We start from the raw sequence: 21,994 nt of genomic DNA, 5'->3' as shown, positions 1-21,994 counted from the left end.
CTAGAATCGGCCGATGATCAAGAAACTATTCGGCGTCGCCATGGCCGGCGCCGCATTCATAGCGGCCTCGGCCACCGCTGACGCCGCGCAGCCGGCCGACTGGCAGCGGGTGGGTGACGGCATCACCTCCGGAATCAGTGGAATCGTGGTCGATGGTCGGGACGGCGATGCGGTGGACACTCTCGCCGTCCGTGACAATAAGAACCCCGGAGAGAACCGACTGGTTGCAGTGCGCTACAGCCCGGACGCCGCACCGCGTGTGCGGCCCCTGAAGTGGAGCGGGGAGCTACCCGTCGACCTGGAGGCGCTCGACGCCGTCCCCGGGCGCGACCACGAGTACGTGGCCCTCGCCAGCAGCGGTGCGGCGTACCGCATTCATGCGGAAAAGGGCACCGCGCGCGTCGTCGCCGCATTCCAACTGCCCGGAATTTCCTCGGACGGTAACTACGAGGGATTCGCGCTGGACGCCACCAAGGACGGAATCGTCGCCGTCTGGGCGGACCGCGGACAGGACGACCGGCCCGCGAAACTGACCGCCGCGCTCTGGGATCCGGCCACCAACTCCTTCGGCCCGCACGATTCCGCGAAATTCAGCGCGCCTTATCCCGACGAAGACGTCCGGCACGTCTCCGATGTGAAGGTGTCGCCCTCCGGCGAGCTGACGGTGTCGTCCGCCTCGGACCCGGGGGACGACGGGCCGTACGACTCCGCGCTCTACGACGCCGGACACCTTTCCGTCGGCGATGACGGCGACGCCCATGTGTCCGCGTCCGACAAGCCGCACCGGATCGCCGCGTTCCCCGGGCACAAGGTCGAGGCGCTCGCCTGTCTGCCGGGATCGCACGAGGGCATCGTGGGCACGGACGACGAGAACGACGGCGGATCGATCGCCGCCGCCGGGTTCTGCGGCCGGTGAGGGGCCGCTGAAACACCGGTGTGAGAAGACCGGCCGAGGGGCAGCCGTCCCTGCCTCGCGGTGGTCGCCCGCGCGGCATGACGCGCCGTCAGCCCAGACGGGTCAGATCCGGCCTCAGCCGGTGCCAGATCGGGTGCCGTAGCCGCCCCGCCGAGGTCCAGCCGGTGAAGGTGATCTCGGCGATGAGCCGGGGCTCGGCCCAGTGGACGCCCGTGACGTCCACCGGGTTGGTGAACGGGGAGCGGCCGAGGGGGATCACTCCCAGATACTGCGCGAGGTCCCGCCGCTCCCGGTCGGACAGGCCCGATCCCACGGAGCCGACGTATCGCAGCCCGCTCGCTTCCTCCACGCCCGCCAGGACGGAGCCGGGAAGCCCGGTGAGCCCGCCGTGCCCTTCCGTCCAGCCGCCGATGACCACGTCGAGCGTCACCAGATGCTTGGTCTTGCGCCACTCGGGTGACCGTACGCCCGGCGTGTACGGCGAGGTCAGCTTCTTCGCCACCACGCCCTCGATGCCGCCCCGCAGTGATGCCTCCCACGCCTGCTGCCCCTGGCCCGCCACATACGCGGGCACCGACCAGTTCGGCCCCCGCAGGCGCAGCTGCGAGAGGACGCCGCGCCGCTCGTAATACGGCGCGCCGAGCAGCGACTGCCCCAGGTACATCACATCGAAGAGGACGAGATGAACGGGGTACTCCATGGCCAGCCGGGCCGTGCGGCGCGGATTGACCACGCCCATCCGCCGCTGCAGCAGCCCGAAATCGGGCCGGCCCCGCGCGTCCAGCACCACGACCTCGCCGTCGAGCACCGCGGGCCGGCCGCGCAGCTGCTCGCCCAGCGGCGCCAGTTCCGGATATGTGCTCGTCGCGTCGTTGCCCGCCCGGGTGACCAGCCGGACCGTACCGTCCCCCGGGGTGCTGACGATGCAGCGCGCACCGTCCCATTTGGCCTCGAACGCCCACGCCGCCTCCTCGTACGCGGCGGGCAGCGGGCCGACGGACGCCAGCATCGGCCGGATCTCGGGATACGGCGGAAAGCCACGCTCATCGGTCGGGGCCATATTTCGATGATCGGGGGATACCGGGCGGGCGGCCAGACGGGCCCGCCGGAGGACGGCCCGGGCCGGCCCGGTGCCCGGGATTTCGGCCCCGGCAGCGGCGGAAGCACCCGGAGAGCGGGCGATCGGCGTTCCCCGTCGCCTACGGGGCGGCCGTGGTGCCGGGCCCGGTTACGGGGTGCCCGTGGTGCCGGGCCCGGTCAGCGTACGGAACGTCACCGACACCCGCCGCCCCCGCGGCACCCGGCCACCCGCCGGCCCGGGGTCGCTCTTGCGCGGCGCGATGGCATGCCGCCAGGTGAACCGGGCGGCCCCGGTCATCACGCACAGACTGCCCGGCGCGAGCGGCACGCCCACCTTCGTACCGGTCCCGGGATCGCTGAAGTCCATGACGCATCCCGAGCCCAGCGACACCGCCGCCACGACCGGCCCGAAGCACGGCACGCAGTCGACATGCGCGCTGATGCCCTGCCCCGGCCGGTATTCGTTGACGATGACCTGATCCGCCCGGCGGTCCAGCACTCCCTCGTCGGCCAGCCGCCCCGCGAGCACCGCCAGCCACTCGGGGACCGGCGGCGCGTCCCCGGCGCGCGCATCCGCCGCCACGCTGCGCCGCCCGTAGTCGTAGCGCCGCCCGTAGTGCTGGACCCGCCGCTTCAGCTCCGTCGACCACGCTCCGGCGTCGATCTGGGCCAGCAGTGCCTCGCAGGCGTCCGGAGCGAGCCAGCCGGCGACGCAGCGCAGGCCGGGGACGCCGGCGCTGCCGTCCGTACCGCCGGGGAAAGGGAGTTGACCGAGGCCACCGAGGTCACCGGATTCCGGATGCGCAGACATCCGTGCACACTAACCGGCCCCCTGCGGCTCCGGGAGCGGTGGTTCCCCCTGCGTACGATCGTCGTGATCAAGCAAGGACGAGGACGAGCAGAAACGAGCGAGGGGGCACGGATGGATCGCGCGGTGCTGGTGACGGGAGCGTCGAGGGGCATCGGCCGGGCGGTGGCGGAGCGGTTCGCCGCGGATGGGGACCGGGTCGCGCTGCACTACGCGTCGCGGCGGGAGGCGGCCGAGGAGGCCTTTGCCGCGCTGGCGGGGAGCGGGCATGTCCTGGTGCAGGGGGATGTGCGTACGCCGGAAGGTGCGGCCGCGGTCGTCGAGGCGGCGGTGGACGGGCTCGGCGGGGTCGATGTGCTGGTCAACAATGCCGCGGCGAATGTGGCGCACCCGCTGGACCGTACGTCGTTCGAGGACTGGCAGGCCGCCTGGCAGGGGATCATGGAGGTGAATCTCCTGGGGGCGGCGCACATCAGCTACTGCGCGGCGCGGAACATGATCGAGCGGGCGGCGGCGGGGCGGATCGTCAACATCGGGTCGCGGGGCGCGTTCCGGGGCGAGCCGGATCACCCGGCGTACGGGGCGTCGAAGGCGGCGCTGCATGCCATGGGCCAGTCGCTGGCGGTCCATCTGGCGCCGTACGGAATCGCCGTCGCCTCCGTCGCGCCCGGTTTCGTGGGGACCGAGCGGGTCGCGGACCGGATCACCGAGGACGTCGAGCAACAGAGCCCGTTCGGCCGGGTCGCCACGCCGCAGGACGTGGCCGCCGCCGTGCACTACCTCGCCTCGCCCGACGCGGTCTGGTCCTCCGGCGCGGTGCTCGACGTCAACGGGGCGTCGCACCTTCGTTGAGCGTCGCACCCCAGGAAAGGGGAAGCCCCGGCCGAACGGGGGATTTCGGCCGGGGCAGCTTTGGGGGGGGCGGACGTGAGCGGAATTCCGTTTCCGTCGCGCTCCAATTGAACGATAAACCATCGGACGGTGTTCCTGCGCGGGTGCCCCGGGTGACGGTCATCACCCGCCGCGCCGGGTGCCCCGGAGCGCGTCTGCGGGCCGTCGGCGGCCCCGGATGCGCCGGGCGTGCGCCGCGCGAGCCGGTCGCCCTCAGGCCTCGATACGGATCGGCCGGTAGCCGTGGTCCAGCAGACGGGGCAGATACCACGCCAGCGCCGCGACGGTCTGCGCGCGCTCGCCGCCGCCGTCGTGGCTGAGCACGATCGCACCGGGCGCCATGCCCCGCAGGACGGTGGTGGCGATGCGCTTCGGGCCGGGGCGGGTCCAGTCGGCGGAGTCGATGGACCAGCCGACGGGGGACATGCCCAGGTCGCTGCAGATGCTCAGCGACGGCTCGTCCCAGGCGCCGTACGGGGCGCGGGCCAGGCGCGGGGCGGTGCCCAGGGTGTCCGCGACCATGCTGCTGGTGCGGCCGAGCTGGTCGTAGACCTTGGCCGGGGGGAGCGCGGTGAGCTGTGGGTGGGTCCAGCTGTGGTTGGCGACGGCATGGCCGTCGTCGACGATCTCGCGCAGCAGGCCGGGGAAGGCGGCGGCGCTCTCGCCGACGATGAAGAAGGTGGCCCGGATGTCGTGCCGGCGCAGCGTCCGCAGGATCTTTGGGGTGCAGCGGGGATCGGGCCCGTCGTCGAAGGTCAGGGCGACCTCGCGGCCCTGCGTGGGCAGCCGGAACGCGACGTCGGGGTGCACGGGCGAGGCGCCGGGCCCGGAGAGCGAGGTCTCGCCGGCCATCGGGCGCAGCCGGTAGCGCTGGGCGAGCGCGCCCTGGATCCGCGGCGGCGGCGCCCCGGCCGTCGGGTGCGGCTTCGGCAGTTCCGCCGCGTCCCACGGGGCGGCCTGCGGTGGCTGCGCATCCGACGCGGTCAGCAGGCGCCCGACGCCGAGCAGGCCGACCGCGAGGCCGCCCCGCAGGAACAGCCGCCGGGTAGGTGTCCGAGGGTCGTTTTCGTCGGCTCGCACGTTTCCGTGCTCTCATGCGGCCACCGCTCCGGGCCGCAGCCACACCAGGGGCGACGGGTTCCGCACCCCGTTCGGCCGAGCTGTGGCCGAGGGCGTCAGGGGCTGACCGCCAGCACGATGTACGCGGCCAGCAGGGCGAGATGGACACCGCCCTGCAAAGGGGTGGCGCGGCCGGGGACCACCGTCAGGGTGCCCACCATGACGGTGAGGGCGAGCAGCACCATATGGGTCGCGCCGAGGCCCAGGTGGAGCGGGCCCGGCAGCCACACCGAGGCAACGGCGACCGCGGGGATGGTGAGGCCGATGCTGGCCATCGCCGAGCCGAGGCCCAGATTGAGGCTGGTCTGGACGCGGTCCCGGCGGGCGGCCCGTACGGCGGCGATGGTTTCCGGCAGCAGCACCAGCAGCGCGATCACGATGCCGACGACGGAGGACGGCAGACCCGCCGCGGCCACCCCGGTCTCGATCGTCGGCGACACCCCCTTGGCGAGCCCGACCACGGCGATCAGGGCCAGCGCCAGCAGCCCGAGGCTCACCAGCGCCACCTTCCGGGACGGCGGATCGGCGTGGTCCTCGGTGTCGATCACCTCGCCCGCCGCGGTCACCGGCAGGAAGTAGTCCCGGTGCCGGAGCGTCTGGGTGGTGACGAACATGCCGTAGAGCACCAGCGCGGCGAGCGAGGCGAAGACCAGCTGCGGGGTGGAGAACCGGGGCCCCGGCGTGCTGGTGGTGAACGCCGGCAGGACCAGGCTCAGACCGGCCAGCGTGGCGACGGTCGCCAGCGCCGCGCCGGTGCCCTCGGCGTTGAAGACGGCCACCTTGCGCTTCAGGGCGCCCACCAGCAGGCACAGGCCGACGATGCCGTTGCAGGTGATCATCACCGCCGCGAAGACGGTGTCCCGGGCGAGCGTGGCGCTCTTGCTGCCGCCGTCGGCCATCAGCGTGACGATCAGCGCCACCTCGATGATCGTGACCGCGACCGCCAGTACGAGGGACCCGAACGGCTCGCCCACCCGGTGCGCGATCACCTCGGCGTGATGCACCGCGGCCAGCACCGCCCCGGCCAGAAAGCACGAGACCAGCGCGACCAGGGCGACCGGCAGCGACCGCCCCCAGGTCAGGGCCAGCAGCACGACCGCCAGGACCGGCAGCACACCGGTCCAGCGCAGGACGGCGGCGCGCAGGCTGGCGATCATGCGTCCGAGCTTCGCAGATCCCCCGGGCGGCCGCCCGCCGAGCGTCAGGCCGCCGCCCGGTGCCCCTTCGGCTCGGCGGGCGAGGTCGCCGCCTTGGTGACGTCCGCGACCAGCTCGACGACATCGGGCCCGTACGCCTGCGAGTTCACCACCTTCAGCAGCAGCGCGAACTGGCCCCCGGCACCGTGCTTACGGGCCAGCCGCGCCCGGTTGCGGACGAGATGGCGCACCGCGGCCCGATGGGTGACCGGGCGCTGACCGGCCGCAAGGAACACCGGCCGGTCGCCCTCGCCGGCCGTCAGACGGGCCAGCAGGACGTACTCCACCGCGCCCGGCTCCATCCGGTACGCCGTGCCGCCGATGGTGAACGTGCCGCGGCCGGCGCCGGACTCGTCGCCCGGGTGCACCGCGACGCCCGGCAGGAGATTGGTCAGATGGGCCGCCAGCCGGCGGTGCGCGGTCGGATCGCCGACACAGAACTCGGTGCGTGCCCCGAAGCCCTGGAGCCCGGTGTCGTGCGGGGCGATCTCCGGGTGCGCCCCGCAGTTCTCGACCACCGCGGCCAGCCCGAGCAGCGCCAGCGCGTCATGGCGCGGGATGCTCCAGTGCGCCGAGGAGCTGTCCCGGTGAGTGACCAGCACGCACTCCGAGCCCTCCGGCAGCCCGAAGAAGGCCTGTTCGCGCGCCAGCTTCCGGCGGGCCGCCGCCGATTGCACGGCCCAGCCGGCAGCCAGACCCACAACGAGGGCCGCGACCGCCACGGTCAGGAGCAGCAGGGTGTCATCCATGGCGGGCGAGCGTAGCGGCTGCCCGGGTGCGTGTTCGAGGGCGGGGCGGGCGGCTGGGGCGGCTTGCCCCGCTATGCCCCCGCTGCCTCCCCCCGGCTGCCTCACCCTCGCTCTCGGCTCTGCCCGCGCCGGGCGGTATACCCCCTTACTGCGGCAACGCAGGCAACGCAGGCAACGCCGTCGACGCCGCGGTCGCCACCGCCGCCGCCCTCGGCTCACCGAAAAGAACCCCGATCCGGCCTGCGCGTACGGGGAGTTGGCGGCCGACGGCGTCGGCGCGCTCGACGACGGCGACCCGGGCCGGGACGTGGTACGCACGGTCCGCACGCCGCCGGTCCGCCCCGGCGCCGAGCGCAAGGTGCGCCCCGAAGGTGGTCCGGCCGTGATCCCCGGGATCGCGCCGCCCGGGCCGCTGTGCCGTCCGTGTGACGTCCATGTGGCCTACGTGTGGCGTCATTGCTGGCCACAGCGGTGACGACTAGCCTCCTTGCACCGTTCGTTGGACCGTTCACCGGCAAGGACCACTCACCGGCAGGAACCGTTCACTGGCAGGAGCGGTCCGTTCGCAAGAACGGTCCCAGGGAGGGCGCGCACCGTGAGCGTTGACGAGACCCGTGACACCGGAACCGGAAGGGGAAGCGGACCCGGCCCGTCGGGCCGTGCCCGCCCGACGGCCGGAGAACTCGAAGGCCTCGCCGAGCAGGCACGGGCACTGGCCGACGGGCGGGTGACCTCCACCGCGCTGGTACGGCGCTGCCTGGAACGCATCGAGGCGACCCAGGGCACCGTCAACGCCTTCCGGCGGGTACGGGCCGAGGCGGCCCTGGCCGAGGCCGCCGAAGCCGACCGCAAACTGGCCGCCGGCGAGCGGCTGCCGCTGCTCGGCGTGCCCGTCGCCGTCAAGGACGACACCGACGTGGCGGGCGAGCCCACGGCGTTCGGCTGCGCCGGAGAGTTCCCGCCCAAGGAACACGACGCCGAGGTCGTGCGGCGGCTGCGCGCGGCCGGCGCGATCATCGTCGGCAAGACCAACGCCTGCGAACTGGGCCAGTGGCCGTTCACCGAAGGCCCGGCCTTCGGCGACACCCGCAACCCCTGGAACCTCGACCACACCCCCGGCGGCTCCTCCGGCGGCTCGGCCGCCGCGGTGGCCGCGGGCCTGGTCCCCGCCGCCCTCGGCACCGACGGCGCCGGCTCGGTCCGGATCCCCGCCGCCTGGTCCCACCTCGTCGGCATCAAGCCGCAGCGCGGCCGCATCTCCACCTGGCCGGACGCCGAGTCCTTCCAGGGCATCACCGGCATCGGCCCGCTGGCCCGCACCGTCGAGGACGCGGCGCTCCTCCTGGACATCGCCAGCGGCAACCACGAGGGCGATCTGCACCGTCCGCCCACCATCGCCGCCCGCGACGCCGCCGGCCGCGATCCCGGACGCCTCCGTATCGCCCTCTCCTGGAAACCGCCCATCACCTTCACCCGCAAGCCCCTGCACCCCGAAGTCCGCGCCGCCGTCACCGGCGTGGCCCGCACCCTCGCCCGCCTCGGCCACTTCGTGGAGGAGGCCGAACCCGACTACGGACTGGTCGGCCTCTCCTTCGTCCCCCGCGCCACCGCCGGCGTAGGCGAATGGGCCGCCCGCGTCCCCGACCGCACCCTCCTCGACCCCCGCACCCGCGGATCCGTCCGCATGGGACGCATCCTCGGCGGGCCCGTCCTGCGCCGCGCCCGCGCCGCCGAAGAGCGCCAACAACGCCGCATCGGCGCCCTCTTCGGCCCCTACGACATCCTCCTGACCCCCACCACTGCCACCCCGCCACCACGCATCGGCACCCTCGCCAGGCTCAACGGCTGGCGCACCGACCAGGCCATGATCGCCGCCTGCCCCTACGCCTGGCCCTGGAACGTCCTCGGCTGGCCCGGCGTCAGCGTCCCCGCCGGCTTCAGCGCGGACGGCCTGCCCCTGGGCGCCCAGCTCCTCGGCCCGGCCCATGGCGAGCCCCGGCTGATCTCGCTGGCGGCCCAGCTCCAGGACGACCTGCGGTGGCACGAGAGGCGGCCGGCCACCACGGCCTGACGCCGCTGACCGAGCGGCGTACGTCGACGCCGTCGCGTGTGCCGTGCCGGAATTCCGGCACGGCACATGCGACGGACGTGACAGCCGCGCTCAGCCCAGCAGCGCGAGGATCGCCTCGGTCGTGCCGGTCTCGCCCAGGCGCGGGAAGATCTTCTCCAGGCTGTGGCGGTGCGCCGCCTCGTCCAGGTCGGTGACCGCGTCGGTGGCGAGGGTGACGTGGTAGCCGTGCTCGTGCGCGGCGCGGGCGGTGGATTCGACGCCGATGCTGGTGGCGATGCCGGCGAGGACGATCTGGGTGACGCCGCGGCGGCGGAGTTCGAGGTCCAGGCCGGTGCCGTGGAAGGCGCCCCACTGCTGCTTGGTGACGGTGATGTCGGCGGGCTGCCGGTCGAGTTCGGGAACCAGCTCGGCCCAGTCGGCGGGCGGGGTGGCGCCGTGCGGCGCGGTTTCCGTACGGCCCGGGGCGCCGCCGGTGACGTTCACCAGGACGACGGGCAGCTCGCGCGCGCGGAACGCGGCGGCCAGGCGGGCACCGCGCGCGATGACCTCCGCGGCAGGGTGCGGAGCGGTGGGCAGACCGGCGATCCCCTTCTGCAGATCGATCAGGACCAGGGCGGTGGTGGGGTCGAGTGTGGTGACGGGCATGAGACGGGTGCTCCTTGGCGGCGATCGGGGGAACGGACGTGGTCGGGTGGTCGGTTGGCGGTCGTCTTCGTGCCGGGGCGCGGTCGGTCGGGTGGGGGCGTGGAGGCGGGACCGGCGGGCGCGGGCGGACGCCTCGGCGCGCTCATTCCTGCGTCAGCCGACGCATCAGCTCGGTCGCCGTCGCGAGGGTGCGCTGTTCGTCCTCGGTCAGCCGCTCCGCGATGGCCACGGCGAGCCAGTTCTGCTTGGCCTGCCGTACGGAGCCGAGCGTCCGGCGCCCCTCCTCGGTGAGGGAGAAGACGACCTGCCGCCCGTCGGTCGGATGCGGGCTGCGGGCGAGGACGCCGCGCTCTTCCAGCGCGCTCAGCGTCATCCGCATGGACTGCGGGCGGACCAGCTCGGCGCGGGCCAGCGCCGCGATGGTGGCCGGCCCGTCGGTGTCGATCCGGCCGATGACGGCGCGCTGGGTGGGGCTGAGCTCGCCCTGCGGGGACGCGGCGCGCAGGTGGCGCATCAGCAGGCCCATGACCGCACCCAGATCCGTCGCGAGGCGTTCCTGGTTCTTGTCCGGCATGGGCCGAGCGTAGGCAATCGACAGGAAAACTTGCAAGTTTGCCTGTCTTGTTGGGATGGCGGACGGCTCGTGTGCGCGGTCCGTAACCCGCCCGTAGCGCGTCGTCGTCACCGTCGAAACATTTGCGGTGTGCCATGCGGCCAAAGGGGAGAAGTCCGGCCGAGGGGGGAGCTGCTCAGCCCATGTCGGAAGCTCAACTCCACGATTCCATCGGGCAGTTCGCGCGCTTTCTGGCCGGTCTCACGCAGCGGCTCGATCCGTCGGCCGGGTGGTACGGCGTCTTCGTCCGGCGCGATCCCGACGGGCTGCGGGCCTGTCTGGAGGGGCGGGACCTGCCGCCGTGGGACGTGGTGGAGTCGCTGCTGTACGACCTTTCGCAGCTGCCGGGCGAGCATGCGGTGAGCACCGCCGGCGCGCGGGCCCGACGGCTGCATGCGCAGGCGCTGGCCGAGCACGACGCCCGGCCGGGCGGCCGCCCCGCGTTGCGGGAGCGGCTGGCGGTGAGGGTGCGCGAGGAGCGGCGTATGGCGCTGCGCGTGCGCGACCTGGAGGCGGCCGCACGGGCGGCGGGTCCCGGCCAGGCGGACCGGCCGGCCGAGGAACTGGCCTGGGCACGGGACGACCACGCCCGCGCCGGCGCCCGGGTCGGCGAGCTCCGCGCACGGCTGGAGGCGCTGGAGGAGGCCGAGGTCGAGGCCGGGCGGCGGGCCAAGGGCAGGGCCAAGGCCGGGGGCGGAGCCAGGGGCAAGCCTCCCGCCCGCCCGCGCGGCGCCCGCTTCGCCGGGCTGGAGACGCCGGAGGAGGCCGCATTGGCGGAAGCGGAGGAGTACGCGAGCGCCCCCGCCCCGGCAGCCGCCCCGCGCGGCGCCCGCTTCGCCGGGGCGTACGGCCAGGAGCCGACGGACGGCGACCGGCCGACGGGTCGCCCCGCGGCGGCCCCGGCCACCGCCGAGGCCCGGCGCGCCGCCGCCACCGCCGTCTCCCGCCTGGCCCACCTCCGCGCCACCGCCGACGGCGGCCTCGCGCACGCCGAACTCTGCGCCGCCGCAAACCGCCCGGCACCGGAAATCCCCTTACTCATCGAGGAGTTGGAGCGCGCCGGACTCGCCTCCGACGTCCCCACCCTGCTCTGGGAAGCGGCCTGCCTGCCGCCCGCCGGGCTCGCCGCGGCCGCCGATGCGCTGGCCGCCGCGGGCCGCGCCGCGGACGGCGCCTGCCTGCTGCGGCAGGCCGTGGCCCGCCCCGTCGCGGAGGTGGCGCAGGCCGCGCTGGAACTGCTCGGGCGGGACCGCGCCGCGCAGGCGCTGGAGCTGCTGGCCGCGCTCGTACGCTCCCGCGCGCCGGAGGAGGCGGCCGCGGCGGCCGCCCTGGCGCCGGGCACGCTCGGGCCGCTGCTGCTGGAGGCGGCCGGGAGCGTCTCACCGCACCGGCACAGCGACATCGCCCACGCCCTGCGCGCCGCCCACCCGTGATCCCTCCGCCTGCGATCCCCCACAAGGGCGCGCCGCGCTGAGAGATGGTCTTGCCACGGTGCGTAACGGGGCTTACGGTCACCTCCACACGCGTAGATCCCGCCGGAGATCCCGCGTGGGCTGCAGGCTGACGCATCGACAAAGGAGCAGCTCATGGCCGATGTTGTGCGTGCCGCACTGGTCCAGGCGACCTGGACCGGCGACACCGAATCGATGATCGCGAAGCACGAGGAGCACGCCAGAGCGGCGGCCGCGCAGGGTGCCAAGGTCATCGGCTTCCAAGAGGTCTTCAACGCCCCGTACTTCTGCCAGGTCCAGGAGCCGGAGCACTACCGCTGGGCCGAGCCCGTGCCCGACGGCCCGACCGTACGCCGGATGCAGGCGCTGGCCCGCGAGACCGGCATGGTCATCGTCGTGCCGGTCTTCGAGATCGAGCAGTCCGGCTTCTACTACAACACCGCGGCCGTCATCGACGCCGACGGCACCCTCCTGGGCATCTACCGCAAACACCACATCCCGCAGGTCAAGGGCTTCTGGGAGAAGTACTACTTCAAGCCGGGGAACATGGGCTGGCCGGTCTTCGACACGGCCGTCGGCAAGGTCGGCGTCTACATCTGCTACGACCGCCACTTCCCCGAAGGCTGGCGGCAGTTGGGGCTCAACGGCGCCCAGCTGGTCTACAACCCCTCCGCCACCTCCCGCGGACTGTCCGCCTACCTCTGGCAGCTGGAACAGCCCGCGGCCGCCGTCGCCAACGAGTACTTCATCGCGGCGATCAACCGGGTCGGCGTGGAGGAGTACGGCGACAACGACTTCTACGGCACCAGCTACTTCGTCGACCCGCGCGGTCAGTTCGTCGGCGAGGTCGCCAGCGACTCCAAGGAAGAACTCCTCATCCGCGATCTCGACTTCGGGCTGATCGACGAGGTCCGGCAGCAATGGGCGTTCTACCGCGATCGCCGCCCCGACGCGTACGGCGGGCTGGTGCAGCCGTGACCCACGACTCCTCGGGCCTCCACGCCCGCCACCGGGCCGTCCTGCCGTCCTGGCTGAGCCTCTACTACGAGCGGCCGCTCGAACTCACCCACGGCGAGGGCCGCCACGTCTGGGACGCCGAGGGCAACCGCTACCTCGACTTCTTCGGCGGCATCCTCACCACCATGACGGCGCACGCCCTGCCCGAGGTGACCAAGGCGGTCAGCGAGCAGGCCGGCCGCATCATCCACACCTCCACGCTCTATCTCTCCCGCCCCATGGTCGAGCTGGCGGAGCGGATCGCCGCGCTCTCCGGCATCCCCGACGCCCGGGTCTTCTTCACCACCTCCGGTACGGAGGCCAACGACACGGCCCTGCTGCTGGCCACGTCCTACCGCCGCTCCAACCAGATCCTGGCGATGCGCAACAGCTACCACGGCCGCTCCTTCTCCGCGGTCGGCATCACCGGCAACCAGAGCTGGTCGCCCACCAGCCTCTCGCCGCTCCAGACGCTGTACGTGCACGGCGGGGTGCGCAGCCGTGGCCCGTACGCGAAGCTGAGCGACGCCGCGTACATCCGGGCCTGCGTCGCCGACCTCGAGGACATGCTCCAGCAGACCGCGGGCGGCGTCGCCGCGCTGATCGCCGAACCGGTGCAGGGCGTCGGCGGCTTCACCGCGCCCCCGGACGGCCTGTACGCGGCGTTCCGCGAGGTGCTCGCCCGGCACGGCATCCTGTGGATCAGCGACGAGGTGCAGACCGGCTGGGGCCGTACCGGAGACCACTTCTGGGGCTGGCAGGCGCATGCGGAGAACGGCCCGCCGGACCTGCTCACCTTCGCCAAGGGCATCGGCAACGGCATGTCCATCGGCGGTGTCGTCGCCCGCGCGGAGGTGATGAACTCCCTCTCCGCCAACTCCATCTCCACCTTCGGCGGCAGCCCCGTCACCATGGCCGCCGGCCTCGCCAACCTCACCTACCTCCTCGAACACGACCTCCAGGGCAACGCCCGGCGGGTCGGCGGCCTGCTCATCGAGCGGCTGCGGGCGATCACGGCCGGGCTCGATGTCGTACGGGAGGTGCGCGGCCGCGGCCTGATGATCGGCGTCGAACTGGTCCGCCCCGGCACCGACGAGCGCTCGCCGGAGGCCGCTTCGCTGGTGGTCGAGGCCGCCCGCGAGCGGGGCCTCCTGGTCGGCAAGGGCGGTCAGGGCGGCGCCTCGCTGCGCATCGCACCCCCGATGACGCTGACCGTCGCCGAGGCGGAGGAGGGGGCGGAACTGCTCGCGGAGGCGCTGGCGGTGGCGCAGGGCGGCCCGGCGGGGACGTAGCCGCGGGCACCGACGGCGGGCGGGGCAACTGCCGTTGTCCCGCCCGCCGTCGGCATCCGGTGGGTCAGCCCAGTACGGACGTCAGCTCGGCAACCTGCGCGCGCTCGTCCAGGCGCAGCGCGATCCAGGACGCGTCGCGGAACTCCACATCGGCGCGGAAGAGCTGCCGCGCGGGGTGTTCCGCGCGGCGTCTGCCGAACTCGCCCCGCGGGTACTCGGCGAGGAGATGCGCGGGGTAGGGCCGTTCATGGACCGCCGACGTCGGTTCGCTGAGCACGAGCAGCCGGTGCGTGGTGACGGCCAGTACGCATTCCGAGTGCTGGCCCCGGAAGAAGGCGTCCGGCGAGTTGCGTACGGCGATGAGCAGCGCCCCGGCGGCACTGCGGTAGCCGCCCGACCACGAACCGCCGTGGAAACGCCGCCGGATCGCGCGGTACCCCCGGCTCGCTCCGCGTTCGACGGGGTTGCCGCTGGTGTTGCCCTGGATGACCCACACCCACGACTCGGGCACGATCCACTCCAGCACGAACCGCACCACCGGCCAGAGCCGGATGCGCCCTTGCCGGGGCGTCCTGATGCGGTACCGCCGGGGGAGTCGCGGCGGCAGCAGATCGTCCACCTCGGTGGGGAACACCGCCCTCAGCTGCTCGCCCTGCCGCAGATGGGCGGCCGCCACGGGGTGAAGCCACGCCGGGCCCACCACACCCGTGCCGTACCCTGCCGGGGCGCCGCCCGGCACCGCGCCGTAGCCGCTCATCCGAAGGTCCCCTCGATGCTGTTGCGGTCGACTTCATAGGGCTTGGGCGGCTCGTCGCCCTCCAGGAGGGTGCGCCCCTCGCTCTTGGCGTACTCCTTCAGCGGCGCCTTCCAGTCGTGCTCGAACCCGACCGCCTTCTCGCCTTCCTTCAGCGCCTTCTCGGTGAGCTTGTTCGTCGCGCCGATCGCCCTGCGCTGACCGTCGCTCAGGCCCTCCTGGATTCCGCGTTCGCCGCTCAGCCCCTCGGTGGTTTCCCGGAACGTCCTGGAGAGCCGGCGGACCTGCCGCGCCTTGCTCATGATCTCCTTGACGCCCTTCCCGGCGCGCACGGCCTCCTTCATCTCCTTGATCGCCTTCTGCAGCTTGGTGAGCACATCGGCGAGTTCTTCGGAGACCTTGGCGATCCGCTCGATGTAGACGGTGACCTCGGCGTCGCTGATCAGCGCGTCGACGACGGTGGCCAGGCCGGCGGTGAACAGGTCCAGGATGAAGCTGGTGGCCAGCTCCGCGATCAACATCTCGATCAGCTCGGTGATCAGATGGATCACCGTCTCCTCGGCCAGCGCGCATTCCTTCGCCGCCTCGCCGAGGATCTTCGCGGTCTCGGCCATGTCGACCGCGGTGTCGTCGATGGCCCCGACGATATGGCCCATGTGCGCGCCGAAATGGTCGGACGCCCGACCGTGCCAGTGCTCCGACAGCGTCACCGCACCGGACCGCAGCTCGTCGCCGACCTGCCGCATGTCCTTGGCCCGGGAGTGCCACGCCTCGGCGGCCTGGGACAGCGCCTCCGGCGCGCCGGTCACCTTCTCCAGCCACTCGAGCGCGCCGGTCTTCTCCAGCGTCCACTCCACGGCCTCGTCCACGGCGCCGCTGATGCCGCTGCGATCCGGGCTCTCGGCCTTGGGGACCTCGGGAAAGGCCCGGTGATCGGGCTTGTGGGCCCAGGCGTACGCGTTGCCGGCGCCGCCCGATGCGAGCGTGGCCGCGGTCACCGCTGGATGTCTTCCATGCCGGAGACGGTCATGATCTCGCTGTTGCGGTAGTTGTCCGCGGTGCCCGCCAGGCCGTCCGAGGTGTCCTTGAGGATGTCGGCGAGGTCGCGGCAGTCCTGGATGTCCGCATCGTGGTGTTCCGTGTAGGAGCTGTGCAGCCCCTGTGCGCCGGGAACCTTGCCGAAGGCGTCGGCGGGGACCTGGAGGGAGCCGAGACCGCTCATGATCTGGGTGACCCGGTCCGACGCCGCATCGATCTTCGAGGCGTACGTATGCAAGGCGTCCGTGTGAACGCCGTACCCCGTGTGCATGAGTCTTCCCATCCCCGATGTGCGGTGCGCCCGAGGGCGCAGAACGCACGCCAAGCTACGCGCGGCGATTGGGGCGAAAAGGATCCGGAAACGTTCGATGACCTCGGCGTTGGCGGAAAATGGGAAGCCGTTGACGGATTCCGAACGGCTCTTTGCGCAATACAAACGCTCCATTGCCGAACCCTTAGCGGCAATGGAGCCGTTGCGCCTCGGACGTTCTTCCGGCGCAGCCAGGCGTCGCGGCGCCGCGGAGATCCGTCGGAAGCGCCCTAACCGCCCGTCACCACCTTCCGTACGGTGTCGGCCACCAGGGTGAAGAAGCGGGTGTGCGCGCGACGGCTGCACGGCGCCTCCGGGTTCCACGGCAGCAGCCGCGCCCCGGCCTCCAGCGCGCGCCAGTGTGCATCGGCCCGTAGCTCCGAAGGCCGGGCGGCGTTGACCCGTTCGTCCGACAGCACGATGTCGGGGTACATCCCGGCGGCCTCCGCCCAGCCGACCGTGGACCAGTTCGCGCCGGATCCGGCGGCCGGCTCCAGCAGCTCGACGCCGTGCTCGGCCAGCGCCCGCAGATCCGGCCAGGCGCCGGGCCGGGCCAGATGCACCCGCTCGCGGTCGCCGGGCGACAGCGCGAGCACCCGGGGCCGCACCGGTCCCCTTGCCGCCTGCCGCAGCACATCCTCCGCGGCGTCCAACTCCCGCGCCGTACCGAGGGGTTCGCCCTTCCCCAGCGATCCGGCGAGCGCCGCGAACCGCTCCCGTACCTCGGCCAGTCCCCGCCCCGGCCCCACCGCGATGGCCGCCACCGGGACATGCGCCTCCAGTTCCAGCGCGGTCTTCGGCTCGAGCCCGTAGACCTGCTCGCCGTCATAAGTGACGGCCACGACGAGATCCGGCTCGGCCTCCAGCAGGGCGTCCGGGTGCAGCGCACGGCCCGAACCGAGGTACCGGATCTCCGCCAGCGGCAGCTCGCCGGCCTTGGCCGCGTCGGGGGCGGCGCCGTCGTGCTGGGACCCGAAGAGTCCCACGGGGCGGATGCCGTGGTCCCACAGCGTGGCTCCCGCCTGTATGTAGGAAACGATCCTCAGTGGTCGGTCCCCGGCCACCGCCAGGCGCCCGCGGTCGTCGGAGAACTCCCACGGCGTGCTCTGCTCCATGACGTGTCGCCTTTCTGCCGTACGGTTTCCTGCCTGTCCGGTTTCCTGCCTGTTCGTGTTCCGGCTTGCTCGTGTCCCCGCCCGTTTCCGGCGTCCTCGTTCTGCCCGCCGCGGCGCCCCCGCATCCCTCCGGGGCCGGTCTCCCACAACCGGTGGGCCGGGCTCCGATCGCGTCGGGCGTTCAACCGTCCAGCTGATCGTCGGCGCAACACGAACGCCCCCGCTGATTAACGGTCACGGTATTGCCACGGTGGGTGACATGCTTCTACGGTCTCCTTCTCGACCGGAATCTACGGGTGTAGACCGGTTGTGGCATGGCGTCAGCGGAGCAGGCATGCCGAGGAGACGGCGCACGTCGCGCTCCGCCTTCCGGTGCCGCCGAGGTTGCTGGTGTGGAGGGAGCAGGGATTGTGAGCCGTACGGTCATCCGGGGCGGACTTGTCATCACCGCCGCCGACGAGATGCACACCGATGTCCTGGTGGAGGAGGGCCGGGTCGCCGCCCTGGCCGCGCACGGCAGTTCGCACGCCGAGACCTGGAGCCGGTCCGCGGACCGCACCGTCGACGCCACCGGCAAATACGTCATCCCGGGCGGCGTCGACGCGCACACCCATATGGAGCTGCCGTTCGGCGGCACCTTCGCGTCGGACACCTTCGAGACCGGCACCCGCGCCGCCGCCTGGGGCGGCACCACCACCATCATCGACTTCGCCGTCCAGAGCCGCGGCCAGGCGCTCCGTCAGGGACTGGACGCCTGGTACGCCAAGTCCGACGCCCAGTGCGCCATCGACTACGCGTTCCACATGATCCTCTCGGACGTCAACGAGGGCACCCTCAAGGAGATGGACCTCCTGGTGGCCGAGGGCGTCACCTCGTTCAAGCTGTTCACCGCCTACCCGGGCGTGTTCTACAGCGACGACGGCCAGATCCTGCGGGCGATGCAACGGGCCGCGGGCAACGGCGGGTTGATCATGATGCACGCCGAGAACGGCATCGCCATCGACGTCCTCGTCGAGCAGGCGCTGGCCGAGGGCCGGACCGACCCCCGCTACCACGGCGAGGTCCGGCACGTCCTGCTCGAGGCCGAGGCCACCCACCGCACCATCCAGCTGGCGCGGGTCGCCGGTGCGCCCCTCTACGTCGTCCATGTCTCCGCCGAGGAGGCCGTCGCCGAGATCTCCCGGGCCCGCCGGATGGGACTGAACGTCTTCGGCGAGACCTGCCCGCAGTATCTGTTCCTGTCCACCGACAACCTCGCCGAGCCGGACTTCGAGGGCGCCAAGTACGTGTGCTCCACGCCGCTGCGACCGCGCGAGCACCAGGCGGCGCTGTGGCGCGGACTGCGAACCAACGACCTCCAGGTGGTCTCCACCGACCACTGTCCGTTCTGCTTCCAGGGTCAGAAGGAGCTGGGCCGCGGCGACTTCTCCAAGATCCCCAACGGTATGCCCGGGGTGGAGAACCGGATGGACCTCCTCCATCAGGGCGTGGTGGAGGGCCGGATCAGCCGCCGCCGCTGGATCGAGATCGCCTGCGCCACCCCGGCCCGGATGTTCGGCCTGTATCCGAAGAAGGGCACCATCGCCCCCGGCGCCGACGCCGACATCGTCATCTACGACCCCACCGCCGAACAGACCGTCTCCGCGGCGACCCACCACATGAACGTCGACTACTCGGCGTACGAGGGCAAACGGCTCACCGGGCGGGTCGAAACGGTCTTCTCGCGGGGTGAACTCGTCATCGACCAGGGCGCGTTCACCGGACACGCGGGCCACGGCCAGTACATCCCGCGCGGCACCTGCCAGTACCTCGTCTAAGGAGCGCAGCCGTGGACTTCGGACTCGTCCTGCAGGCCGACCCGCCCGCATCCGCCGTCGTGTCCCTGATGCGCCGCGCCGAGCGCAACGGTTTCCGCTACGGCTGGACCTTCGATTCGGCCGTCCTGTGGCAGGAGCCGTTCGTCATCTACAGCCGGATCCTGGAACACACCGACCGCCTGATCGTCGGCCCGATGGTCACCAACCCCTCCACCCGCACCCCGGAGGTCACCGCCTCCACCTTCGCCACCCTCAACGAGATGTACGGCAACCGCACCGTCTGCGGCATCGGTCGCGGCGACTCCGCGATGCGGGTGGCCGGCCGGCCGCCCAACACCCTGGCCCGGCTCGGCGATGCCATCGGCGTCATCCGGGATCTGGCCGAGGGGCGGGAAGCGGACGTCGGCGGACACCGGGTGAAGATCTCCTGGGTCAGGAACGGCAAGCTGCCCGTGTGGATGGGCGCCTATGGCCCCAAAGCCCTGGAGATGGCCGGGCGGTTGGCCGACGGCTTCATCCTCCAGCTCGCGGATCCCTTCCTCACCGAGTGGATGATCAAGGCCGTACGCGATGCCGCCGTGGCCGCCGGACGCGACCCGTCCGACGTCACCATCTGCGTCGCCGCGCCCGCGTACGTGGGCGACGACCTCGACCACGCCCGCGCACAGTGCCGCTGGTTCGGCGGCATGGTCGGCAACCACGTGGCCGACCTCGTCGCCCGCTACGGCGAACACTCCGGCCTGGTCCCCGACGAACTCACCGACTACATCAAGGCCCGCGAGGGCTACGACTACTCCCACCACGGACGCGCCGACAACCCGGACACCGCGTTCGTGCCGGACGCCATCGTCGACCGCTTCTGCCTGCTCGGCCCGGCGTCCGCCCATGTCGAAAAGCTGCGCGCGCTGAAGGCATTGGGCGTCGACCAGTTCGCGCTGTACGCGATGCACGACGCGAAGGAGAACGTCATCGACCAGTACGGCCAGACCATCATCCCCGCACTGACCTCATGACCGGCGAGTTACCGGCCCCCTCGGCACCCTCTTCATCCGGTCCATCCCGCAGAGCAGTTCACGGACCCCGCATGGCCCAGTTCCCGCGTCCCCCGTAGGGCCTCCTCATCGGCCCCTCATTGAACGGACTGCCCATGACGAACGCCATCCCGTCCCCGCCTTCGTCTCCGATACCGCCGGCCGAGGGCGTCGGCATCGAGCTGACCGCTGACGCTTACCCGGCCGGCAGCCGCTACGCCAATGAGGACCTGCGGCCCGTCCCGCTCGCCGAGCGCCGTTGGACCACGTACAACTTCGTTGCCCTGTGGATCGGCATGGCCCACTGCATCCCGTCCTGGACCCTGGCCTCCGGCCTGGTGGCGCTCGGCATGGACTGGAAGCAGGCGGTCCTTACGATCGCCCTGGCCAACGTGATCGTGCTGCTGCCGATGCTGCTCACGGGCCATGCCGGACCGAAGTACGGCATACCCTTCCCGGTCCTGGCCCGGGCTTCGTTCGGCATCCGCGGTGCGAACCTGCCCGCCATGGTGCGGGCCGCGGTGGCCTGCTGTTGGTTCGGCATTCAGACGTGGATCGGCGGCCAGGGCATCTTCGTTCTGCTGGGGAAGATCTTCGGGGGATGGGCCGACACGGGGAAGATCGGCGGCTACCCGTGGACGCTCTGGCTGTGCTTCGTCATCTTCTGGGCGCTGGAACTGGCCATCATCTACCGGGGGATGGACACCCTGCGCCGCTTCGAGAACTGGGCGGCGCCGTTCGTGCTCGTGGGTGCCGTCGTGCTGCTGATCTGGATCGCGGACAAGGCAGGTGGGTTCGGTCCGTTGCTGCAAGAGCCGTCGAAGGTGGGCTGGGGTGCGGACTTCTGGAAGGTGTTCTTCCCGGGGCTCATGGGCATGATCGGCTTCTGGTCGACCTTGTCGTTGAACATTCCTGACTTCACGCGCTTCGGGAAGGGCCAACGGGCGCAGCTCTGGGGCCAGACCCTCGGCCTGCCGACCACCATGACTGCTTTCGCTCTGATGTCGGCCCTGGTGACGGCCGGTTCGGAGAAGGTGTACGGGGCCGCGATCTGGGACCCGGTCGAGCTGGCCGGCAAGACGGACAACGTGTTCGGCCTGCTCTTCGCACTCGTCACCGTCTTCGTGGCGACGATCTCCGTGAACATTGCGGCCAATGTCGTCTCTCCTGCCTACGACCTCGCGAATCTCGCGCCGAAGGTCATCAGCTTCCGGACGGGCGCGATCATCACGGGCGTCGTCGGTGTGCTGGTCATGCCGTGGAAGCTGACGTCCACGCCCGAGCTGTACATCTTCACGTGGCTCGGCGTCGTCGGCGGGCTGCTCGGCACGGTGGCCGGCATCCTGATCGCCGACTACTGGATCATCCGGCGGACCGTGCTGCATCTCGCCGACCTGTACGTGGCGGATGGAAGGTACTGGTACGGCGGCGGATGGAACTGGCGGGCCCTCGTCGCGTTCGTGGTCGGGGGCGTGCTGGCCGTCGGCGGGTCCTACTCGACGCTCGATGCGAAGGGGGACAAGGCCGGGCCGTTCCCGGTCGACGGACTGATCCCGTTCCTCAAGCCGCTCGCGGACTACGGGTGGGCCATCGGACTCGCGGCGTCGCTCATCGTCTATGGGGCTCTGATGGCCGGAGAGCGGGCGAGGGTAGCCGCCGGCACGTGACCTGGCAGGGGGAATCCCCGCGTGCCACTCGATGATCCACCACAGGCCGTCGAGTCGTGTTACGGTTTTGAGGTTGCAGTTGTGGTACCCATGAACGTATGTGCGCCTGACGGGAATGTTCCTCCTTCAGGCGCATTATTTGTTTTCCGGCATCTCCGGATGGGGCCTCTGCCCACAGAAGGAGAAGGTCATGGCACAGGGAACCGTGAAGTGGTTCAACGCCGAAAAGGGTTTCGGCTTCATCGAGCAGGACGGCGGCGGCCCCGACGTCTTCGCCCACTACTCGAACATTGCGACCCAGGGCTTCCGTGAGCTCCAGGAGGGTCAGCGGGTCTCGTTCGACGTCACGCAGGGCCAGAAGGGCCCGCAGGCGGAGAACATCGTCCCCGCCTGATCGCCGGACGCGTATCTGCTCACCGGGGTCCGCACCGTCAC

22 protein-coding genes are annotated in these 21,994 nt (G+C 71.9%); 10 read left to right on the top strand and 12 right to left on the bottom strand.

From position 1 onward, the window contains the following. The first annotated feature begins 13 nt into the window (after positions 1-13). A complete protein-coding gene (locus tag ACIGWZ_RS29115; protein ID WP_400069670.1) occupies positions 14-916 on the top strand; it encodes a hypothetical protein in 903 nt (300 codons plus the stop codon). An 88-nt stretch (positions 917-1,004) separates the two neighbouring features. Here ACIGWZ_RS29115 and ligD read toward each other — a convergent pair whose 3' ends face one another. Then, on the bottom strand, positions 1,005-1,976 hold the full coding sequence (ligD, locus tag ACIGWZ_RS29110; protein ID WP_400069669.1) for a non-homologous end-joining DNA ligase: 972 nt from the start codon (positions 1,974-1,976) through the stop codon (positions 1,005-1,007). Between the two features lie 168 nt (positions 1,977-2,144). After that, positions 2,145-2,807 (bottom strand): alpha-ketoglutarate-dependent dioxygenase AlkB, encoded by a 663-nt coding sequence (locus ACIGWZ_RS29105; protein WP_400069668.1) that lies wholly within the window; start codon positions 2,805-2,807, stop codon positions 2,145-2,147. Positions 2,808-2,918: 111 nt separating this feature from the next. Here ACIGWZ_RS29105 and ACIGWZ_RS29100 point away from each other — a divergent pair, with 111 nt between their 5' ends. Further along, positions 2,919-3,656, top strand: coding sequence for an SDR family NAD(P)-dependent oxidoreductase (locus ACIGWZ_RS29100; RefSeq protein WP_400069667.1), 738 nt, complete (start codon positions 2,919-2,921; stop codon positions 3,654-3,656). Positions 3,657-3,908: 252 nt separating this feature from the next. On the opposite strand, the gene ACIGWZ_RS29095 is transcribed toward ACIGWZ_RS29100, so the two are convergent. The 4 genes from ACIGWZ_RS29095 to ACIGWZ_RS29080 all read right to left on the bottom strand — a co-directional run bounded on the left by ACIGWZ_RS29095 (position 3,909) and on the right by ACIGWZ_RS29080 (position 7,195). Continuing rightward, positions 3,909-4,775: a polysaccharide deacetylase family protein gene (locus ACIGWZ_RS29095; RefSeq protein WP_400069666.1), complete on the bottom strand. Its 867-nt coding sequence runs from the start codon at positions 4,773-4,775 to the stop codon at positions 3,909-3,911. A 95-nt stretch (positions 4,776-4,870) separates the two neighbouring features. Then, positions 4,871-5,971 carry a calcium:proton antiporter gene (locus ACIGWZ_RS29090; protein WP_400069665.1) on the bottom strand — a complete coding sequence of 367 codons (1,101 nt, stop codon included), beginning with the start codon at positions 5,969-5,971 and terminating at the stop codon, positions 4,871-4,873. Positions 5,972-6,015: 44 nt separating this feature from the next. Continuing rightward, a complete protein-coding gene (locus tag ACIGWZ_RS29085) occupies positions 6,016-6,759 on the bottom strand; it encodes a hypothetical protein (protein ID WP_400069664.1) in 744 nt (247 codons plus the stop codon). Between the two features lie 145 nt (positions 6,760-6,904). Then, entirely contained in the window at positions 6,905-7,195 is a 291-nt protein-coding gene (locus ACIGWZ_RS29080) for a hypothetical protein (RefSeq protein WP_400069859.1), read from the bottom strand. Positions 7,196-7,354: 159 nt separating this feature from the next. Between ACIGWZ_RS29080 and ACIGWZ_RS29075 the strand changes: the two genes are divergently transcribed. Continuing rightward, the gene (locus ACIGWZ_RS29075; protein ID WP_400069663.1) at positions 7,355-8,830 is read left to right on the top strand and encodes an amidase; all 1,476 of its coding nucleotides are present in this window, start codon (positions 7,355-7,357) and stop codon (positions 8,828-8,830) included. 90 nt (positions 8,831-8,920) lie between these two features. On the opposite strand, the gene ACIGWZ_RS29070 is transcribed toward ACIGWZ_RS29075, so the two are convergent. Next, positions 8,921-9,475, bottom strand: a complete 555-nt coding sequence (locus ACIGWZ_RS29070; RefSeq protein ID WP_400069662.1) for an isochorismatase family protein — start codon at positions 9,473-9,475, stop codon at positions 8,921-8,923. Positions 9,476-9,617: 142 nt separating this feature from the next. Next, positions 9,618-10,049, bottom strand: coding sequence for a MarR family winged helix-turn-helix transcriptional regulator (locus ACIGWZ_RS29065; RefSeq protein ID WP_400069661.1), 432 nt, complete (start codon positions 10,047-10,049; stop codon positions 9,618-9,620). 182 nt (positions 10,050-10,231) lie between these two features. Between ACIGWZ_RS29065 and ACIGWZ_RS29060 the strand changes: the two genes are divergently transcribed. The 3 genes from ACIGWZ_RS29060 to ACIGWZ_RS29050 all read left to right on the top strand — a co-directional run bounded on the left by ACIGWZ_RS29060 (position 10,232) and on the right by ACIGWZ_RS29050 (position 13,827). After that, positions 10,232-11,521 carry a hypothetical protein gene (locus ACIGWZ_RS29060; RefSeq protein ID WP_400069660.1) on the top strand — a complete coding sequence of 430 codons (1,290 nt, stop codon included), beginning with the start codon at positions 10,232-10,234 and terminating at the stop codon, positions 11,519-11,521. A gap of 153 nt (positions 11,522-11,674) precedes the next feature. Beyond that, entirely contained in the window at positions 11,675-12,517 is an 843-nt protein-coding gene (locus ACIGWZ_RS29055) for a nitrilase-related carbon-nitrogen hydrolase (RefSeq protein ID WP_400069659.1), read from the top strand. Next, the gene (locus ACIGWZ_RS29050; RefSeq protein WP_400069658.1) at positions 12,514-13,827 is read left to right on the top strand and encodes an aspartate aminotransferase family protein; all 1,314 of its coding nucleotides are present in this window, start codon (positions 12,514-12,516) and stop codon (positions 13,825-13,827) included. Before ACIGWZ_RS29055 ends, ACIGWZ_RS29050 begins: the two co-directional genes overlap by 4 nt. A 64-nt stretch (positions 13,828-13,891) precedes the next feature. On the opposite strand, the gene ACIGWZ_RS29045 is transcribed toward ACIGWZ_RS29050, so the two are convergent. From ACIGWZ_RS29045 to ACIGWZ_RS29030, 4 genes are all read right to left on the bottom strand, one after another. Then, positions 13,892-14,584: a hypothetical protein gene (locus ACIGWZ_RS29045; RefSeq protein WP_400069657.1), complete on the bottom strand. Its 693-nt coding sequence runs from the start codon at positions 14,582-14,584 to the stop codon at positions 13,892-13,894. After that, on the bottom strand, positions 14,581-15,579 hold the full coding sequence (locus ACIGWZ_RS29040; RefSeq protein ID WP_400069656.1) for a WXG100 family type VII secretion target: 999 nt from the start codon (positions 15,577-15,579) through the stop codon (positions 14,581-14,583). Before ACIGWZ_RS29040 ends, ACIGWZ_RS29045 begins: the two co-directional genes overlap by 4 nt. Then, positions 15,576-15,890: a hypothetical protein gene (locus ACIGWZ_RS29035; RefSeq protein ID WP_400069655.1), complete on the bottom strand. Its 315-nt coding sequence runs from the start codon at positions 15,888-15,890 to the stop codon at positions 15,576-15,578. Before ACIGWZ_RS29035 ends, ACIGWZ_RS29040 begins: the two co-directional genes overlap by 4 nt. Positions 15,891-16,159: 269 nt before the next feature. After that, positions 16,160-17,044: an ABC transporter substrate-binding protein gene (locus ACIGWZ_RS29030; RefSeq protein ID WP_400069654.1), complete on the bottom strand. Its 885-nt coding sequence runs from the start codon at positions 17,042-17,044 to the stop codon at positions 16,160-16,162. Between the two features lie 410 nt (positions 17,045-17,454). Here ACIGWZ_RS29030 and hydA point away from each other — a divergent pair, with 410 nt between their 5' ends. From hydA to ACIGWZ_RS29010, 4 genes are all read left to right on the top strand, one after another. Further along, positions 17,455-18,861, top strand: coding sequence for a dihydropyrimidinase (gene hydA, locus ACIGWZ_RS29025; protein ID WP_400069653.1), 1,407 nt, complete (start codon positions 17,455-17,457; stop codon positions 18,859-18,861). Between the two features lie 11 nt (positions 18,862-18,872). Further along, the gene (locus ACIGWZ_RS29020) at positions 18,873-19,874 is read left to right on the top strand and encodes a TIGR03842 family LLM class F420-dependent oxidoreductase (protein WP_400069652.1); all 1,002 of its coding nucleotides are present in this window, start codon (positions 18,873-18,875) and stop codon (positions 19,872-19,874) included. 134 nt (positions 19,875-20,008) lie between these two features. Then, positions 20,009-21,559, top strand: coding sequence for an NCS1 family nucleobase:cation symporter-1 (locus tag ACIGWZ_RS29015; protein ID WP_400069651.1), 1,551 nt, complete (start codon positions 20,009-20,011; stop codon positions 21,557-21,559). 190 nt (positions 21,560-21,749) lie between these two features. Continuing rightward, positions 21,750-21,953, top strand: a complete 204-nt coding sequence (locus ACIGWZ_RS29010) for a cold-shock protein (protein WP_030069301.1) — start codon at positions 21,750-21,752, stop codon at positions 21,951-21,953. Positions 21,954-21,994: the final 41 nt, after the last annotated feature.

Origin of the sequence: Streptomyces sp. NPDC053427 (assembly GCF_044544985.1) — a bacterium.
GTDB lineage: Bacteria > Actinomycetota > Actinomycetes > Streptomycetales > Streptomycetaceae > Streptomyces.
This window is presented reverse-complemented; position numbering and strand designations above follow the sequence as displayed.

Excerpts from the sequence above, each read along its gene's own strand:
- ACIGWZ_RS29115 (WP_400069670.1), top strand. The coding sequence starts at position 14 with ATGATCAAGAAACTATTCGGCGTCGCCATGGCCGGCGCCGCATTCATA.
- ligD (WP_400069669.1), bottom strand. The coding sequence starts at position 1,976 with ATGGCCCCGACCGATGAGCGTGGCTTTCCGCCGTATCCCGAGATCCGG.
- ACIGWZ_RS29105 (WP_400069668.1), bottom strand. The coding sequence starts at position 2,807 with ATGTCTGCGCATCCGGAATCCGGTGACCTCGGTGGCCTCGGTCAACTC.
- ACIGWZ_RS29100 (WP_400069667.1), top strand. The coding sequence starts at position 2,919 with ATGGATCGCGCGGTGCTGGTGACGGGAGCGTCGAGGGGCATCGGCCGG.
- ACIGWZ_RS29090 (WP_400069665.1), bottom strand. The coding sequence starts at position 5,971 with ATGATCGCCAGCCTGCGCGCCGCCGTCCTGCGCTGGACCGGTGTGCTG.
- ACIGWZ_RS29085 (WP_400069664.1), bottom strand. The coding sequence starts at position 6,759 with ATGGATGACACCCTGCTGCTCCTGACCGTGGCGGTCGCGGCCCTCGTT.
- ACIGWZ_RS29080 (WP_400069859.1), bottom strand. The coding sequence starts at position 7,195 with ATGGACGTCACACGGACGGCACAGCGGCCCGGGCGGCGCGATCCCGGG.
- ACIGWZ_RS29070 (WP_400069662.1), bottom strand. The coding sequence starts at position 9,475 with ATGCCCGTCACCACACTCGACCCCACCACCGCCCTGGTCCTGATCGAT.
- ACIGWZ_RS29065 (WP_400069661.1), bottom strand. The coding sequence starts at position 10,049 with ATGCCGGACAAGAACCAGGAACGCCTCGCGACGGATCTGGGTGCGGTC.
- ACIGWZ_RS29060 (WP_400069660.1), top strand. The coding sequence starts at position 10,232 with ATGTCGGAAGCTCAACTCCACGATTCCATCGGGCAGTTCGCGCGCTTT.
- ACIGWZ_RS29055 (WP_400069659.1), top strand. The coding sequence starts at position 11,675 with ATGGCCGATGTTGTGCGTGCCGCACTGGTCCAGGCGACCTGGACCGGC.
- ACIGWZ_RS29045 (WP_400069657.1), bottom strand. The coding sequence starts at position 14,584 with ATGAGCGGCTACGGCGCGGTGCCGGGCGGCGCCCCGGCAGGGTACGGC.
- ACIGWZ_RS29035 (WP_400069655.1), bottom strand. The coding sequence starts at position 15,890 with ATGCACACGGGGTACGGCGTTCACACGGACGCCTTGCATACGTACGCC.
- ACIGWZ_RS29030 (WP_400069654.1), bottom strand. The coding sequence starts at position 17,044 with ATGGAGCAGAGCACGCCGTGGGAGTTCTCCGACGACCGCGGGCGCCTG.
- ACIGWZ_RS29015 (WP_400069651.1), top strand. The coding sequence starts at position 20,009 with ATGACGAACGCCATCCCGTCCCCGCCTTCGTCTCCGATACCGCCGGCC.
- ACIGWZ_RS29010 (WP_030069301.1), top strand. The coding sequence starts at position 21,750 with ATGGCACAGGGAACCGTGAAGTGGTTCAACGCCGAAAAGGGTTTCGGC.